Annotated in this window: 13 protein-coding genes; 4 read left to right on the forward strand and 9 right to left on the reverse strand. The window is 73.0% G+C overall.

Annotation, left to right across the window (positions count from 1 at the left end; genetic code table 11):
• Both ABZU25_RS18795 and ABZU25_RS18800 read left to right on the forward strand, forming a co-directional pair.
• Positions 1–711 (forward strand): ABC transporter permease subunit, encoded by a 711-nt coding sequence (locus ABZU25_RS18795; protein WP_355030620.1) that lies wholly within the window; start codon positions 1–3, stop codon positions 709–711.
• 93 nt (positions 712–804) lie between these two features.
• On the forward strand, positions 805–1,449 hold the full coding sequence (locus ABZU25_RS18800; protein ID WP_355030621.1) for a hypothetical protein: 645 nt from the start codon (positions 805–807) through the stop codon (positions 1,447–1,449).
• Positions 1,450–1,495: 46 nt separating this feature from the next.
• Here the strand turns inward: ABZU25_RS18800 and valS are convergent, their stop codons facing one another.
• From valS to ABZU25_RS18840, 8 genes are all read right to left on the reverse strand, one after another.
• Positions 1,496–4,114: a valine--tRNA ligase gene (valS, locus tag ABZU25_RS18805; protein ID WP_355030622.1), complete on the reverse strand. Its 2,619-nt coding sequence runs from the start codon at positions 4,112–4,114 to the stop codon at positions 1,496–1,498.
• A gap of 55 nt (positions 4,115–4,169) precedes the next feature.
• Positions 4,170–6,050, reverse strand: coding sequence for an ABC transporter ATP-binding protein (locus ABZU25_RS18810; RefSeq protein WP_355030623.1), 1,881 nt, complete (start codon positions 6,048–6,050; stop codon positions 4,170–4,172).
• Positions 6,047–7,903, reverse strand: coding sequence for an ABC transporter ATP-binding protein (locus ABZU25_RS18815; protein WP_355030624.1), 1,857 nt, complete (start codon positions 7,901–7,903; stop codon positions 6,047–6,049). Before ABZU25_RS18815 ends, ABZU25_RS18810 begins: the two co-directional genes overlap by 4 nt.
• 36 nt (positions 7,904–7,939) lie before the next feature.
• Positions 7,940–8,449, reverse strand: a complete 510-nt coding sequence (locus ABZU25_RS18820) for a methylated-DNA--[protein]-cysteine S-methyltransferase (protein ID WP_355030625.1) — start codon at positions 8,447–8,449, stop codon at positions 7,940–7,942.
• Complete coding sequence (locus ABZU25_RS18825) at positions 8,446–9,888, reverse strand: AlkA N-terminal domain-containing protein (RefSeq protein WP_355030626.1); 1,443 nt, start codon at positions 9,886–9,888, stop codon at positions 8,446–8,448. The genes ABZU25_RS18820 and ABZU25_RS18825 overlap by 4 nt, the downstream gene beginning before the upstream one ends.
• A 78-nt stretch (positions 9,889–9,966) precedes the next feature.
• Positions 9,967–11,400 carry an FAD-binding oxidoreductase gene (locus ABZU25_RS18830; RefSeq protein ID WP_355030627.1) on the reverse strand — a complete coding sequence of 478 codons (1,434 nt, stop codon included), beginning with the start codon at positions 11,398–11,400 and terminating at the stop codon, positions 9,967–9,969.
• A gap of 274 nt (positions 11,401–11,674) precedes the next feature.
• Entirely contained in the window at positions 11,675–12,259 is a 585-nt protein-coding gene (locus tag ABZU25_RS18835; protein WP_355030628.1) for a collagen-like protein, read from the reverse strand.
• The gene (locus ABZU25_RS18840; protein ID WP_355030629.1) at positions 12,256–12,765 is read right to left on the reverse strand and encodes a SigE family RNA polymerase sigma factor; all 510 of its coding nucleotides are present in this window, start codon (positions 12,763–12,765) and stop codon (positions 12,256–12,258) included. Before ABZU25_RS18840 ends, ABZU25_RS18835 begins: the two co-directional genes overlap by 4 nt.
• Before the next feature lie 140 nt (positions 12,766–12,905).
• On the opposite strand from ABZU25_RS18840, the gene ABZU25_RS18845 reads away from it, so the two are divergent.
• Complete coding sequence (locus ABZU25_RS18845; protein WP_355030630.1) at positions 12,906–13,412, forward strand: hypothetical protein; 507 nt, start codon at positions 12,906–12,908, stop codon at positions 13,410–13,412.
• Positions 13,413–13,555: 143 nt separating this feature from the next.
• Positions 13,556–14,314 carry a peptidase E gene (locus ABZU25_RS18850; protein WP_355030631.1) on the forward strand — a complete coding sequence of 253 codons (759 nt, stop codon included), beginning with the start codon at positions 13,556–13,558 and terminating at the stop codon, positions 14,312–14,314.
• 13 nt (positions 14,315–14,327) lie between these two features.
• Here the strand turns inward: ABZU25_RS18850 and ABZU25_RS18855 are convergent, their stop codons facing one another.
• Entirely contained in the window at positions 14,328–14,897 is a 570-nt protein-coding gene (locus tag ABZU25_RS18855; protein ID WP_355030632.1) for an exonuclease, read from the reverse strand.
• Between the last annotated feature and the right edge of the window lie 50 nt (positions 14,898–14,947).

The following is a 14,947-nucleotide window of genomic DNA, read 5'->3' on the forward strand; positions in this document are numbered from 1 at the left end:
ATGTCGACAATTACCTGGATCACCGCGCGCGGGCTGTTCGGCCGGCGTCGGTTCCTGCTGCTGCTTCCGCTGCCGTTGGTGCTGCTCGGGCTGGCCGTGCTCTGCCGGTCGCTGGGGGTGGACCCGGGCGAGTGGGGGCCGCCGGTGCTTGTCGGCCTCGGGCTGGCCGTGGTGCTGCCGGTGGTAGCGCTGATCATCGGCACGGGTGTGTTGGGCGCCGAGATCGACGACGGCACCGTCGTGCACATCCTGACCAAGCCGCTGCCGCGCTGGCAGATCGTGCTGCCGAAGCTCGCTGTCGCCGCCGGGGTCACCGCGGCCACCGTCGCGCTGCCGCTCTACGTCGCGGGAGTGCTTGCCGATTCGGTACGCCTCGGACTGGGGTTGGCGGTCGCGGCGACGCTCGGCGCGCTGGCGTACTCGGCGTTGTTCCTCGCGCTCAGCCTGGTCACCAGGCGGCCGGTGCTGCTCGGCCTGGTCTACGTGCTGATCTGGGAGGGGCTGCTTGGCAACTTCGTCAGCGGCACCAAGGTGCTCTCCATCCAGCAGTACGTGATCGCCCTCACCGACCGGATCGCCCCCACCGGGCTGTTGGAGACCACCGTGTCGGTGCCGGTGGCCTCGGTGATGACCGCGCTTGTCAGCGTCGGCTTCACAGTGCTGGCCATCGACCGTCTGCGCTCGTTCAGCGTGGCCGGCGAGACGAGCTGAGAGCAGTGCGAAACGGTGCTCCGGCCAGCCACCCTCCGGCGGTAGGGCTGGCCGGATGGACCGGTAGGCCCCCGTCGGGCCAGGCTGTTGGGCGTGAGCGTCGAAGCGGAGCGGACGTCGTTGGCTGAGCCGTACTCCCGGAGCAGTCGGCCGTGGCTGACCAGCCTGGCAGTTGCCGGGCTGGCCTGCGCCACTGTCGCGACGGCTGCCCAGGGCAGCGGCCAGTTCCACTGGTGGGCCGTGTTCATCCTGATCCCGGCCGCGTTGATCGCGGCCAGCGGCGGCCCGTTGCTGGCTCGGGGCGGCGGCCGGGCCTTCGCCGGGTACATGCTCGCCTGCGTCGGCACCCTGGTGTTCGCGGTGGGCGCGCTGCTGATGTTCGGCGTCATGGGGCGGGGTTGGCCGTTGCTTGTGGTGCTGCCCTGCCTGGCGGTCGCCGGCACCTACGGTTGGCGGGCGGCCCACCCGCTGGCCCGCGGCCTGCACCGGGCGGTGGCCCTGCTCGCGCTGACCGGCGCGTTGCTCGGGCTGGCCCTGCAACTGATCCGGGTGGACCTGATCCAGTTGGAGAACGGCTGGTGGGGCGCGTTCCTGATGCTGGCCGGGGCCATCGTGCTGGGCAATGCGGGCGAGCTGACCCGGCACCGGATGCCGTACCGCCTCCAGGCGATCACCCTGCTGGTCGGTCCCTCCGTTGTCGCGTTCCTGCTCGGGCTGCGCTTCCTGCGCGGCTGGTGACGGCCGGTCCGCCGCCGCCCCGGGGGGTGGCGGCGGCGGACGCGGGTCAGAAGGCGCAGGCGATGACGAGTTCCGGGGTGCGGTCGGGGAGCAGGTCGAGTTTGCCGATCCGGCCGGCCGCCCGTAGGTCGTCGGCGACCAGGGTGAGCTGCTCCAGAAGGGCCGCCGGGCCGAGCGCCTCGGCCAGCGGCACCTCCGCCCTCATCGACAGCTTTCGCTCCGACTTGGCCCGCCGCACCTGGCTCAACGCGTCGCCGGCGAGCCGCAGCAGCGCCGGGTCACCCGATCCCTCGATCGACCGGGCCACCTCGTGGGTGGTGGGCCACGGCGCGCGGTGCACCGAACCGTACCGCCACCACGACCAGATTTCCTCGGTCACGTAGGGCAGCACCGGGGCGAACAGTCGTAGCTGCACCGAGAGTGCCGAGGCCAGCGCCGCCCGCGCCGAGTCGGCGCCCGCGCCGGTGCCGTACGCCCGCTCCTTCACCAACTCGATGTAGTCGTCGCAGAACCGCCAGAAGAACGCCTCGGTCGCCTGCAACGCGGCAGTGTGGTCGTACGCGTCGAGGGCGGTGCTCGCGGCGGTGACCACGGTGGTCAGCTCGGCGAGCATGGCCCGGTCCAGTGGGGTGGTTGCCGACAGCTCCAGGTCGCGGCGCGGCGTCAGACGCGCCGAGCTGGAGTTGTCGTACGGGGCACGCAGCGCGTCCGCCGCCCCCAGCCCCAGCGCGAACTTGGACGCGTTGAGCAGTTTGGTGGCCAGCCGGCGGCCGATCTTGATCTGCGCCGGGTCGAAGGCCAGGTCCATGCCGGGCTTGCCGCTGGCCGCCCAGTAGCGCACCGCGTCCGAGCCGTGCTGCTCCAACAGGGCCAGCGGGGTGACCACGTTGCCCTTGGACTTGGCCATCTTCTTGCGGTCCGGGTCGAGGATCCAGCCCGAGAGCACGGTGTCCCGCCAGGGCAGCACCCCGTGCTCGAAGTGCGAACGGACCACTGTGTCGAAGAGCCAGGTCCGGATGATCTCCTGCCCCTGCGGGCGGAGGTTCATCGGAAAGACCTGCGCGAACAGCTCCGGGTCGGTCTCCCAGCCACCGACGATCTGCGGGGTCAGCGACGAGGTGGCCCAGGTGTCCAGCACGTCCGGGTCACCGATGAAACCGCCCGGTTGGCCACGCTGCGACTCGTCGTACCCGGGCGCCGGGTCACTGGATGGGTCGACTGGCAGCGCGGACTCGTCCGCCGTGAGAGGGTGGGACCAGTCCGGCTCGCCAGTGCTGTCGAGCCGGTACCACACCGGCACCGGCACCCCGAAGAAGCGCTGCCGACTGACCAGCCAGTCTCCGGTCAGGCCGCCCACCCAGTTGTCGTAGCGGTGCTTCATGTGCGCCGGCACCCAGTGCAGCTCCCCGCCCCGGGCCAGCAGCGTGGCCCGCAGGTTGGCGTCCCGGCCCCCGTTGCGGAGATACCACTGTCGAGTCGAGACGATCTCCAGTGGGCGGTCGCCGCGCTCGTAGAACTTGACCGGATGGGTGATCGGGCGTGGCTCGCCGATCAGGTCACCCGCGTCGGCCAGCATCCCGACGATCTCCCGCCGGGCGCCGTTGACGGTCTGCCCGGCCAGCGCCGCGTACGGCTGTGCCGGCACCCCGGCCGGCGGCTCCGGAAGCAGCCGCCCGTCGCGGCCGATGACCACCCGGGTGTCGAGTTCGAGATCCCGCCACCAGGTCACGTCGCTCAGGTCGCCGAACGTGCAGACCATCGCGATGCCGGTGCCCTTGCCCGGTTCGGCGAGCGGGTGGGCGTGCACCGGCACCTCGACGTCGAACAGCGGGCTGCGCACTGTCGTGCCCACGAGGTCGGCGTACCGCTCGTCGTCGGGGTGACAGACCAACGCCACACAGGCGGGCAACAGCTCCGGTCGGGTGGTGTCGATCTGCACCTCGCGCCCGTCCGGCCCGGCGAACCGCAGCCGGTGGTAGGCGCCGGGGCGCTCCCGGTCCTCCAACTCCGCCTGGGCGACGGCGGTGGCGAAGCCGACGTCCCAGAGCGTCGGCGCCTCCGACTGGTACGCCTCGCCGCGCAGCAGGTTGCGCACGAACGCCCGCTGACTGGTGGTCCGGGCGATCCGGCCGATCGTCGTGTAGGTCAACGACCAGTCCACCGAGAGCCCGAGCCGTCGCCACAGCGACTCGAAGGCCTGCTCGTCGATGACCGTCAGCCGTTCGCACAGCTCGATGAAGTTGCGCCGGGAGAGCGGGGTGGGGTCGCGGCGGGCCGCGTCGTCGACCGGAGTCGCCGGTGGCCGCCACACCGGGTCGTACGCCAGCGCCGGGTCGCAGCGCACCCCGTAGACGTTCTGCACGCGGCGCTCGGTGGGTAGGCCGTTGTCGTCCCAGCCCATCGGGTAGAACACCGTCTTGCCGCGCATCCGCTGGTACCGCGCGACGATGTCGGTGTGCGTGTACGAGAACACGTGCCCCATGTGCAGTTCGCCCGATACGGTCGGCGGCGGGGTGTCGATCGCGTACACGTCCCTCCGCTGTTTCGAGCGGTCGAACGCGTACGTGCCCTCCTCCTGCCAGTGGCGTGCCCAGCTCTCCTCGAGCCCGTCCAGGGTGGGACGCTCGGGGACGCCGGCGCGGGCCGTCCTCGCCGTATCGGTCATCATGCGATCGTAGGCACCGCCGGAGGGTCGGGCCACGTAGTTGCGGATCGCTGGTTCAGATCAGCGAGTCGCGCCACTGCCGGTGCAGGGCCGCGTACCGGCCGCCGGCCTCGGCCAGCACGGCGGGTGGGCCGTCCTCGACGACCTTCCCGTCGTCGAGGACGAGCACCCGGTCGGCGATCTCCACCGTGGAGAGTCGGTGCGCGATCACCAGCGCGGTGCGATCGCGCAGGATGGTGCCGAGCGCCCGCTGCACCAGCCGTTCGGTCGGCACGTCCAGCGACGACGTCGCCTCGTCGAGGATCAGCACGGTCGGGTCGGCCAGGAACGCCCGCGCGAACGCGACAAGTTGGCGCTGCCCGGCGGAGAGCCGGCCGCCACGGCGGTGCACCTGGGTGGCGTACCCCTCGGGCAGGGCGGCGATGAAGTCGTGCGCGCCGATCGCCCGCGCCGCGGCCTGGACCGTTTCGTCGTCCGCGCTCGGGCGACCGAACCGGATGTTCTCCGCGACGGTCCCACTGAACAGGTGGTTCTCCTGCGTCACCAACACCACGGCACGGCGCAGGTCGGCGTCGCTCACCTCGCGCAGGTCGACCCCGTCGAGCCGGACGGCGCCGGTGTCCGGGTCGTGGAACCGGGCGACCAGTTTGGCGATTGTCGACTTGCCCGCGCCGGTCGGCCCGATCAGCGCCACCGTCTGTCCGGCCGACACGGTCAGCTCCAGCCCGCCGAGGATCGGGGTGTCGGCACGGTAACCGAAGGAAACCGCCCGGAAGGTCAACTGACCGCGACCGGGCCCGGTCGGCAGCGGTGTGGGGCGGGCCGGCTCGGCGACGGCGGGCCGTTCGTCGAGCACCCCGGCCAGCTTCTCCAGCGCCGCGGTGGCCGACTGGAGGGAGTTGTAGAACTGGCTCAGCTCCTGCATCGGCTCGAAGAAGCGACGCAGGTAGAGCAGGAACGCGGCGAGCACGCCGACCTCGGTCTGTCCGTCGAGCACCCGCCACCCGCCGTAGCAGAGCACCGCCGCCACTGTGACGTTGCCGATCAGCTTGATCGCCGGCGAGTACGTGGCGATCAGTCGGAACGCGTGCAGGCTGGTCCGTCGGTAGTCGTCGCCGAGCGCCACGAAGATCCGTTGGTTGCGCGGCTCCCGGCGGAACGCCTGCACCGCCCGGATGCCCCGCATCGACTCGACGAAGTGCACGATGACCAGCGCGACCGCGTCCCGGGTCCGCCGGTACGCGCTGGCCGACGACCGGGCGAACCAGCGGGAGAGGAAGAACAGGAACGGGAAGGCGAGCAGCGTCACGGCGGCCAGCGGCTGGTCGAGCCAGAGCAGGATGGCGGCCACCGACAGCATCGACAGCCCGGCCATCACCAGGTTGTCGATCCCACCGTCGACCAGTTCGGCGATCGAGTCCAGGTCACTGGTGAGCCGGGAGACCATCCGGCCCGAGGTGTACCGCTCGTGGAAGCCCACGGAGAGCCGCAGGAAGTGCCCGAACACCCGCTGCCGCAGGTCGAGCAGGACGGCCTGGCCGATCCGGGCGGAGAGGGTGAGGAACCCGCGCCGGGCCGCGTACTCGGTCAGCGAGGCGACCACGAACGCCCCGGCGACGGCGACCAGCGGGCCGGCGTCGCCGGCGCGCAGCGGCGCGATGGCCCGGTCGATGCCGATCATGACCAGGTACGGGCCGGCCATCGCGGCGGCGTTCTGGGTCAGCAGCAGGCCGACCGCGGCGGCGAGTCGTCCCCGGTGTGGTCGGAGCTGGTCGGCGAGCAGGGCCCGGCTGAGCCGGCGCAGCCGGGCCACCGCCTCGGGTGCGGTGTCCTCGGCTCGGCTCCGGTCCGCCTCCGGGTCCGTGGCGGTCCCGCGCCAGCGGGCCAGTTCCGGTTCCTCCTCGGGCGGTGGTTCGGCCTGCTTCGGCACTGTCACGAGCGCACCAGCCCCCACCCGTCGGAGGGGAACGGGCTCGGGTCGGCGGCTTCCGCCGTCGGTGGATGCCCGGGGGGTGGGTCGGCGGCCAGCAGCGCCCGGTACGCCGGAACGGTGGCCAGCAGGTCGGAGTGCCGGCCCACCGCGGTGATCCGCCCGTCTTCGAGCAGGGCGACCCGGTCGGCCAGGGCGATCGTCGACGGCCGGTGCACCACCAGCAGCGCGGTGCTGTCGCGCAGGACCTGTCGCAGTGCCGCCTCGACCAGCGCCTCGGTGTGCACGTCGAGAGCGGACAGCGGGTCGTCGAGCACCAGCACCGCCGGTCGGCCGAGCACGGCCCGCGCCAACGCGAGCCGCTGACGTTGCCCGCCGGAGAGGGAAATCCCCTGCTCACCGACCCGGGTGGCCAACCCCCACGGCAGCTCGTACGCGAAGCCGGCCTGGGCCAGCGCGAGGGCCGCGCGGACGTCGTCGTCGCCGGCGTCCGGGTGCCCCAGGGTGAGGTTCTCCCGCACCGACATGGAGAAGAGCGTGGGCTCCTCGAACGCCACCCCGACCAGTCGGCGCAGCGAGGCCAGCCGTAGTTCGCGCAGGTCGTACCCGTCCAGGGTGATCCGGCCGGCGGTCACCTCGTGCAGCCGGGGCACCAGCGAGAGCAGCGTGCTCTTGCCGGAGCCGGTGGCGCCGACCAGGGCGAGCGTCTCACCCGGCTCGATGACCAGGTCGATCTCGCGCAGCACCGGTGCGGTGGCGCCCGGGTAGCTGAACGAGACCCGTTCGATGCGGAGCTGACCGTGCACGGCGTCGCGGGGCAGCGCGAGCGCGCCGGGGGCATCCACGATCTGGGGTGGGGTGTCCAGCACCTCCTGGAGCCGGTCGGCGGCGGTGGCGGCCTCCTGACCGTTGGCGATGATCCACCCCAGTGACTGCACCGGCCAGATGAGCATCAGTTGGAGGCTGACGAACGCGACAAGCCCGCCGATGGTGAGCGTGCCCTTCGCGGCGGCGGCCGCACCGGCCACCAGCACCACGCCCAGTGTCACGTTGGGCACCAGGTCGAGCAACGCCGAGGTGTTGGCCAGCAGCCGCGCCTTGCCGACGCCCGTGTCGTGCAGCCGCTGGGCCCCGACGCCGAAGCGGGCAGCCAGCTCCGGCCCCCGGCCGTACGCCTTCATGGTGCGCAGGCCCTGCGCGGTCTCCTCGACCAGGGTCGCCACGTCGCCCTGCTGGTCCTGCATCCGCCGGGACGCGGCATGGTAGTGCCGCCCGAACCGGCGGCTGATCAGCAGCAGCGGCACCGAGCTGGCCGCGACCAGCGCACCGAGCATCGGATGCAGGTTGACAAGCAGCACGACCACGACCACGTAGGTGGTCACGTTGAGCACCAGGAAGAACACGCCGAAGGAGAGGAACCGGCGGATCACCGACAGGTCGCTGGTGATCCTGGAGAGCAGCTGGCCGGACTGCCAGCGGTCGTGGAAGCTGGTCGGCAACCGTTGCAGGTGGGCGTAGACGTCGGCGCGTAGCGCCGCCTCCATGCCCACCGCCGAGGAGGACTGCACCCACCGGCGGATGAAGATGAGCACCGCCTCGACCACGCCGAGCAGCAGCGCCAGGCCGCCGAGTTGGAACAGCCCGCCCGGTTCGTGCTGGGCCACCGGCCCGTCCACCACCCGCTGCACCACCAGCGGTACGGCGATCCCGGCCGCCGTGCCCGCGAGGCCCGCGACGAGCAGCCAGGCGAACTCGGCGGCGTACGGACGAAGGTAGGGGCGCAGCCGCCAGAGGTTGTGCAGTGGGTGCCGGGGCGCGGCAACCCGGCTGGCCGGGTTGCCGTCGCTTTCCACAGGCATACCAGACGGTAGCGTCAATGGCAGACGACGCCGGTGTCAGCTTGCTGTCAGGCGCCGCTCATGACCGAGAAGCCACCTCTTCACGTCCAGCCCCCAGCGGTAGCCACCGAGCGTGCCATCGGTACGCAGCACCCGGTGGCAGGGCACGAACAGTGCCGCCGCGTTCCGAGCGCAGGCAGCCGCGGCGGCCCGCACCGCCGGTGGTCGACCGGCCAGCGCGGCGTACCCGGTGTAGGTGACCGGGGTGCCGGGCGGCACCTCGCGCAGCACCTGCCAGGCGTGCGCCATGAACTCCCCGCCGGTGCGCTGACGGACCGGCACCGCGTCGATGGCGTCGAGGTCACCGTCCAGGTAGGAGTGGACCGCCGCGGTGACCGGACCGAGGTCGGCCCGTTGGCGCAGCGGCGCCCGCAGGGTCGGGTGGATCAGGGGCAGCAGCGCCGCCGGGTCCGGGGTGAAGCCCGCCGCCCGTACGTCGCCGTCCGGGCCGGCGAGGATGCTCAACGGGCCGGCTGGCGTGCTGAGTACGGTGCTGTCGATGCTCATGCCGCTCTCCAGAGTCTCATCGTTGCGTAGGACCGCCAGGGACGCCAACGGTCGGCGTACCCGTCGAGGGTTGTCGGGCTGTCGGGCAGGCCGAGGGCGGCGGCGCCGCGCCGGACCGCGAGGTCGGTGCTGAGCAGGATGTCCGGGTCGCCGAAGGCGCGCATGGCCAGGTAGTTGGCGGTCCACGGGCCGATGCCGGGCAGCGCGAGCAGCCCGCGAACGGCCTCCTCCCGATCCACCCCGGCCGCCAGGTCCACCGACCCGTCGACCACCGCCCGTGCCAGCCCGCGCACGGTCTCCCGCCGCCCCACCGGCATCCCGAACCCCACGTCCGGGACGGCCAACACCTCCTCCGCGCTCAGGAACCCCCGCAGCCCTGGCTCGGTCTCGTCAACCTCATGATCGGCTCGGTGGGCGAGGAGGCGGGTGAGGGTCTTCTGGGCGGCCGCCACCGAGACCTGTTGGCCGATGATGGCGCGGACGGCCATCTCGAAGCCGTCGACCGCCCGGGGCACCCGGATGCCGGGTTCGGCGGCGACCGCGGGGGCGAGCGCCGGGTCGGCGGCGAGCGTCGCGTCGATGGCAGTCGGGTCCGCGTCCAGGTCGAGCAGCCGGCGACACCGGGCCACCGCGGGTGCCAGGTCGCGCAGGTCGGTCAACCGCAGCGTCGCCGCCACGTGCCCGGCCGCCGGGGTCAGCGCCACCTCGCCGGTGCCGTGGGGCAACCGCAGACCCCGGTGGTACGTCCCCTCGCGGACCTCGTCCACACCGGGCAGCGCCCGCACCGCGAAGAAGTCCAGTAGCGCCTGGGCGTGCAGCGGCGGACGGTACGCCAGCCGGAGCGCGAGGGTCCCCGCACCGGCCGGCGTCCGCTGACCGCCGCGCGCCGTCCGCAGGTCGGACGGGGCGCTCGCGTACACCTCGCGGAGCGTGTCGTTGAACTGCCGGACACTGCCGAAGCCGGCCGCGAACGCGATCTCAGCCATCCCGAGGTCGGTGGTCTCGATCAGGATCCGGGCGGTCTGTGCCCGCTGGGCACGGGCCAGCGCGAGCGGTCCGGCACCCATCTCGGCGCTCAGCATCCGGTGCAGGTGCCGCTCGGTGTAGCCCAGCCGGGAGGCCAACCCGGGTACGCCGTCCCGGTCGACCACGCCGTCGGCGATCAGCCGCATCGCCCGGCCGACCACGTCCGCGCGGACGTCCCACAGGGGTGAGCCCGGCGCGGCGTCCGGCCGGCAGCGGCGGCAGGCGCGCAGCCCGACACCCTGCGCGGCGGCGGCGGACGGAAAGAACCGGACGTTCTGCCGCTTGGGTGTGATCGCAGGGCAGGACGGCCGGCAGTAGATGCCGGTGGACGTCACGCCGGTGTAGAACCAGCCGTCGAACCGCTGGTCACGACTGTCCACGGCCCGGTAACACCGCTCGAAGTCCAGCTCCATGTCACAGATGATGCCCCGCTCGACCCGCCGTCGGCTGGCGGGAATCGGACCTTGGTGTGCCGGTGAGCAGGGGCCCCGTCAACGGGGGCGGCGGCGTCGTCGATGCGGCTGACCGGACCCGGTGGGTTGACCGGACCCGGTGGGCTGGGCGGCGCGGTGCGGCTGGCCGGACCGGCTCGGCTGGATGGTGCCGTGGGGCTGACCGGTCAGCAGGGCCGACCGGAAGACGCCGTCCGGGTCGTACCGCTTCCACAGCCGCCGCACCCGGACCCCGGTCTCGCCCGGGTAGATCCGGGCGAACGCGGCCGGGCCGGGTCGGCTCTCGAAGTTGACGTACGCGCCGTCGGCTCGCGCTCCGACGGTCCGCCAGGCGGCGTCCAACGCCGCCCCACCCTGTGGTGGGAAGACCGAGGCGATGACCAGTGTGTCCTGGTGGCGATGGGCGTACGCGGTCGCGTCGGGTGCCACGTCGTTGACCGCGCCTCCCAGCGAGCGGAGCTGGACCACGGCCCGCCCCGGCCCGGTCACCGCCCGCTGCACGGCGCGCGCGCCGGCGTCGTCCAGCCCGGTGAACAGACCGTTTGTGGTGGTGCCGCGCTGCTGCCCGACGTTGGGGTTCAGGTGCGCGGTCGGCACCAGGGTCGGGTAGGCCAGCAGGTCGGTGCGGTGTTCGAGCACCTTGCCGATGGCGAGCAGCGGCTCCACCGCGGGCCGGGCGCGGCGCAGGCTCTCGGCGGCCACCACGGCGGTGATGGACATGAGGGCCGAGCGGCCCTCCGCGAACACCACGGCCGCCGCGGACAACTCCCGGGGGGCCTGCGCGAGGTAGGCCGTCCACTCCCGGATGGTGCGCCCGTCCGGATGCGCCTCGACGACCAGCTGCGTCACGCCGACGTTGCGCTGCTCGACCGCCTCGATCTCGAAGGCCACCACGATCCCCGCACCAGCTCCGGCACCCCGGACCAGCCAGAACAGTTCCGGCTCGTGCGCGGCGTCCGCGCGGACCAGCGTCCCGTCGGCGAGCACCACCTCGACCGCGCGGACGCGGTCGAGGGTGAGGCCGTGGGCGCGGACCAGCCAGCCCACACCGCCGCCGGTGGCCAGGCCGCCGACGCCGACGCCCCCGTAGTCACCCGAGCTGATCACCAGGCCGTACGGTGCCAACGCCTTCGCGACGTTCGCCCAGCGGGCACCGGCCTCGACCCGGACCAGCCCGGCGCGCTCGTCGAGCACCTGCACCCGGTTGAGCATGGACAGGTCGATGACCACACCACCGTTGTTGGAGGAGGCCCCGGAGAAGCCGTGCCCGCCGCTGCGGACGGCGATCGGCAGCCGCTGCTCCCGCGCGTAGCGCAGCGCGTCGGTCACCTGCGCGGTGGTCTTCGGCAGCAGGACGGCGGCCGGCGACGCCGTGGTGGTGTACGTGGAGCGCAGTTGCGCGTACCGGCGGTCTCCTGGTGTGACGATCTGCCCGGCGAGTGAGGTGGGCACCCGGGGCATGGTGGTGCTCATCGTCGCCGCCGCAGGTCGCCCGTCGGGTGTCCGGGATCGGTCATGGCCCAAGGATGGGCAGGCTTGCCGGCCTCGGCAAACCCGGTGGGCCGGTGTCCGCTGTTCGCGGGGGCGCGCGGCGCTCGCCGGTGCGGGGAAGTCCGCCTGGAGGTGACCGGTATCTCCGGTCGGCCCGCCACCTCGCTCCAGCGCTGCCGCCGGAGGCTGGCCGGTCAGGCCGGGCGGGGGGCCGCCGGCCCGACCGGTTCTGCTCAGCGCGACACAGTCGATGTGCTCATCTGCTGCTCGGCACGCCGGGTGGGTTCAGCGGCGACGGGTCACCGGGAGCACCGGGCACCCCCGGCTCACCGGGCACCCCCGGCTCACCGGGCACCCCCGGCTCACCGGGCACCCCCGGCACCCCTGGCTCACCGGGCACCGCTGGCTCACCGGGCACCGCTGGCTCACCGGGCGCACCGGGCGCACCGGGCGCACCGGAGGCACCAGGGGTATCACCAGTCGCACCAGGTTTGCCGGGCACCCCGGGCGCGTCCCTCCGCGTGAACGGGTCCTGTTTCCCGCCGCCAGGGCTTGGTACGGCCGTCGGCGCCACTGTCGGCGCGGGCGGGTCGGGCACCGCCGCCGGAGCCGCCGGGCTGGGGGCGGCCGGTGGAGCCTCCTCCGAACCGGACGAGGCGAGAGCGAGCGGGGTGGCGATCAGGATCGCCGCGAGGGTGCCGACCGCCCCCATCGTCACTGTGGCGCGGCGCCGGTTGCGTACCCGCCGTTCCGCTCGGTTCAACTGGTCATGCACGATCGGTGCCTCCTCGGCGAGGTCGGTGAGGGTGGAGCGGATGAGGTGCTCGAAGGGATCGGTCATCGCCGTACCTCCAGCATTTCGACCTCCGGCAGCAGCTCGCGCAGGCGCGTGACCGCCCGGTGGCTACGGCTGCGTACCGTGCCCACGGAACAGCCGAGCAGCTCGGCCACCCGGGCTTCGGGCAGATCCTCGTAGTAGCGCAGGACCACCACCGTCCGCTGTGCCGGTGGCAGGTGGCGCAGCGCGGCGCGCATCGCCAACCGGACGTCGGAGCCGCCGCTCGGGTCGGCGCCGACCGGTTCGTCCGCCGGGTTGAGCGGCGTCTCCCGCCAACGGCGCAGTCGTCGCCACCAGCTGACCTGCTCGCGGTACATCACCACACGGAGATACCCCTCGGGATCGGCGTGCCGGATGGATCCCCACTTCGGGATGGTTCGTGCCAGCGCCGACTGGAACAGGTCCTCGGCGGCGGTGCGGTCCCCGGTCAACAGGTACGCGACCCGCATCAGGGCCGGCGTCCGGCTGGCGACGAACTCGGCCAGCCGAGCCCGCTCGTCCTCGTCCACCCACCACCCCCGTTTCGTTGTCACCCATACAGACGCCCCAGGTCATCGTCGCTATCCACGATCCGACGGATTTCTCCGGCCCGGAAGTGTCGGTCGTGACGGGTAACGTCCGGCCACCAACTCAAGAAGGGGTGCGGCGAATGGCGAGCGTGGCGGGTTGGGCGGCGGCGTCGACACCGGGCACATTCCCACCGCTGCCCCGCGCGGTGGCGCAGTCCTTCTACCGCCGGATGCGGGCCGTCGCGCCCGCCGCCCGCGGCGCCATCGACCGGGACCGGGCGACCGACCCCGAGCAGGCTTTCGCCGACACCGCCTGCGGCCGGTTGGCCGGCTCGCTGGACGACGCGGGCCTGCGGGCGCTCGGCATGTGGACACACCACTGGTGCATGCGCTTCTACGACGACGACACCCGGGTCGGCCGGCGGTTGGTTCGCGAGATCGCCGCTCGGCCGGGGCTGGGCTGGACGGCCGACGAGGTGCGCTGGATGCTGCGCGAGTCGATCTCGGCTGGTCCGGCCGCCGCCGACCGGTTCACCCTGCCCCGGGCCGCCGCGGCCCAACTGCCCCCGGCCGATCGGCCGCTCGACGAGCTGCCCCCGGGCCTCTGGCCCGAGGCCCAGGTGCCCCGCCAGCGCCAGGCCAACTGACTGCGTGGGCCGGCTGACCGCGTGGGCCGGCTGACCGCGTGGGCCGGCTGACCGCGTGGGCCGGCTGGCCGCACCGGGGTTGACGGTATGCCGCGGGCCGGCTGCGGCAGGATGGACGCCGCACCCAGACGGAAGGACGCCCGATGCCCGCCAGCGCACCGACCATCCTCGCCACCAGCATGGGTTTCGTGCGGGGTGACCGGGGCCCGGCCGACCTGCGCCCCGGCCCGGTCTTCGAGTTGGCGGCCGAGCTGGCCGACGCCGGTCCGCAGCCGCGGGTCTGCTACCTCGGGCAGGCCGTCGGGGATCAGCCCACCGCACTGACCGCCGTCTACGGCGCGTTCGCCGGCACCCGGTTCCGGCTGTCGCACCTCGCGCTGTTTCCGATGCCGAACGTCGAGGACGTCCGCGCCCACCTGCTCGCCCAGGACGTGGTCTGGGTCGGCGGCGGGAGCGTGGCCAACCTGGTAGCGCTCTGGCGGGTGCACGGGCTCGACGAGATCCTGCGCGAGTGCTGGCAGGCCGGCGTGGTGCTGGCCGGGGTTTCCGCGGGCTCGATCTGCTGGCATGTCGGCGGCGCCACCGACAGCTTCGGCCCTCGGCTGCGCGGCTTCACCGACGGCCTGGCCTGGCTGCCGTACGGCAACGGGGTGCACTACGACAGCGAGGGGCAGCGGCGTCACGACAGCGAGGGGCAGCGGCGTCCGCTCATGCACGAGCTGGTCGGCAACGGGACGCTGCCGACCAGCCACTGCACCGACGACGGGGTCGGCCTGGTCTACCGGGGCACCCGGCTGGTCGAGGCGATCGCGGACCGCGAGGGCGCCTCGGCGTACGAGGTCAGCCGGGGCGCGGACGGCAGCGTCCGGGAGGCGGTGATCGCCCCGCGCCTGCTCGGATGAGCGCCGGCGCGGGTCACGGCTGCTCACCGGATCGGCGGCGGCGGAGCACCGCGTCGAAGACCTGCGCCAGTTCGGCGGCGTCCTCCCCGGCGTGGTGCGTGTGCGGCACGTCGTGCAGGCCCAGCTCGTGCTTGATCTTGCCCTTGCGGGTCTGAACCCACTCGCTGCCGGTCACCCCCATCCAGTAGCTGCGCAGATCGACACCCGAGCCGGTGGCACCGAACGGGCTGTGGCCGACGAAGCGGACGAAGTACCAGTGCACGAACATGCCGTCCCAGACGGCGGGGGCGGCGAGGAAGACCGGGCGGCCGATCCGGCGCAGCCCGTTGACCCAGGCCGCCGCGGCGGACATCGCCTCCTGTGCGGTGGGCGCCTCCCGCAGCAGGCGGCCCCGGTCCAGACCGGAGACGGCCAGTGCCGCCGGCACGAAGTCGTCGGAGATGGGGCGCAGTTCGGTGTAGAAGGACAGGTCCGGGTGGCCGGCCACGGCCATGCCCAACGAGATCATGCTGTACGGCCCGGGGATCGGCCCGTCCGCCTCCACATCGACGGCGATGTACAGCTCGGGCAACGTCGAGGTCATTCCACCTCCAGCAGCGAGACATCGAACTCGGCACGGTAGCAACGCCTGCG

This window comes from Micromonospora sp. NPDC005215 (assembly GCF_040607915.1).
GTDB lineage: Bacteria > Actinomycetota > Actinomycetes > Mycobacteriales > Micromonosporaceae > Micromonospora.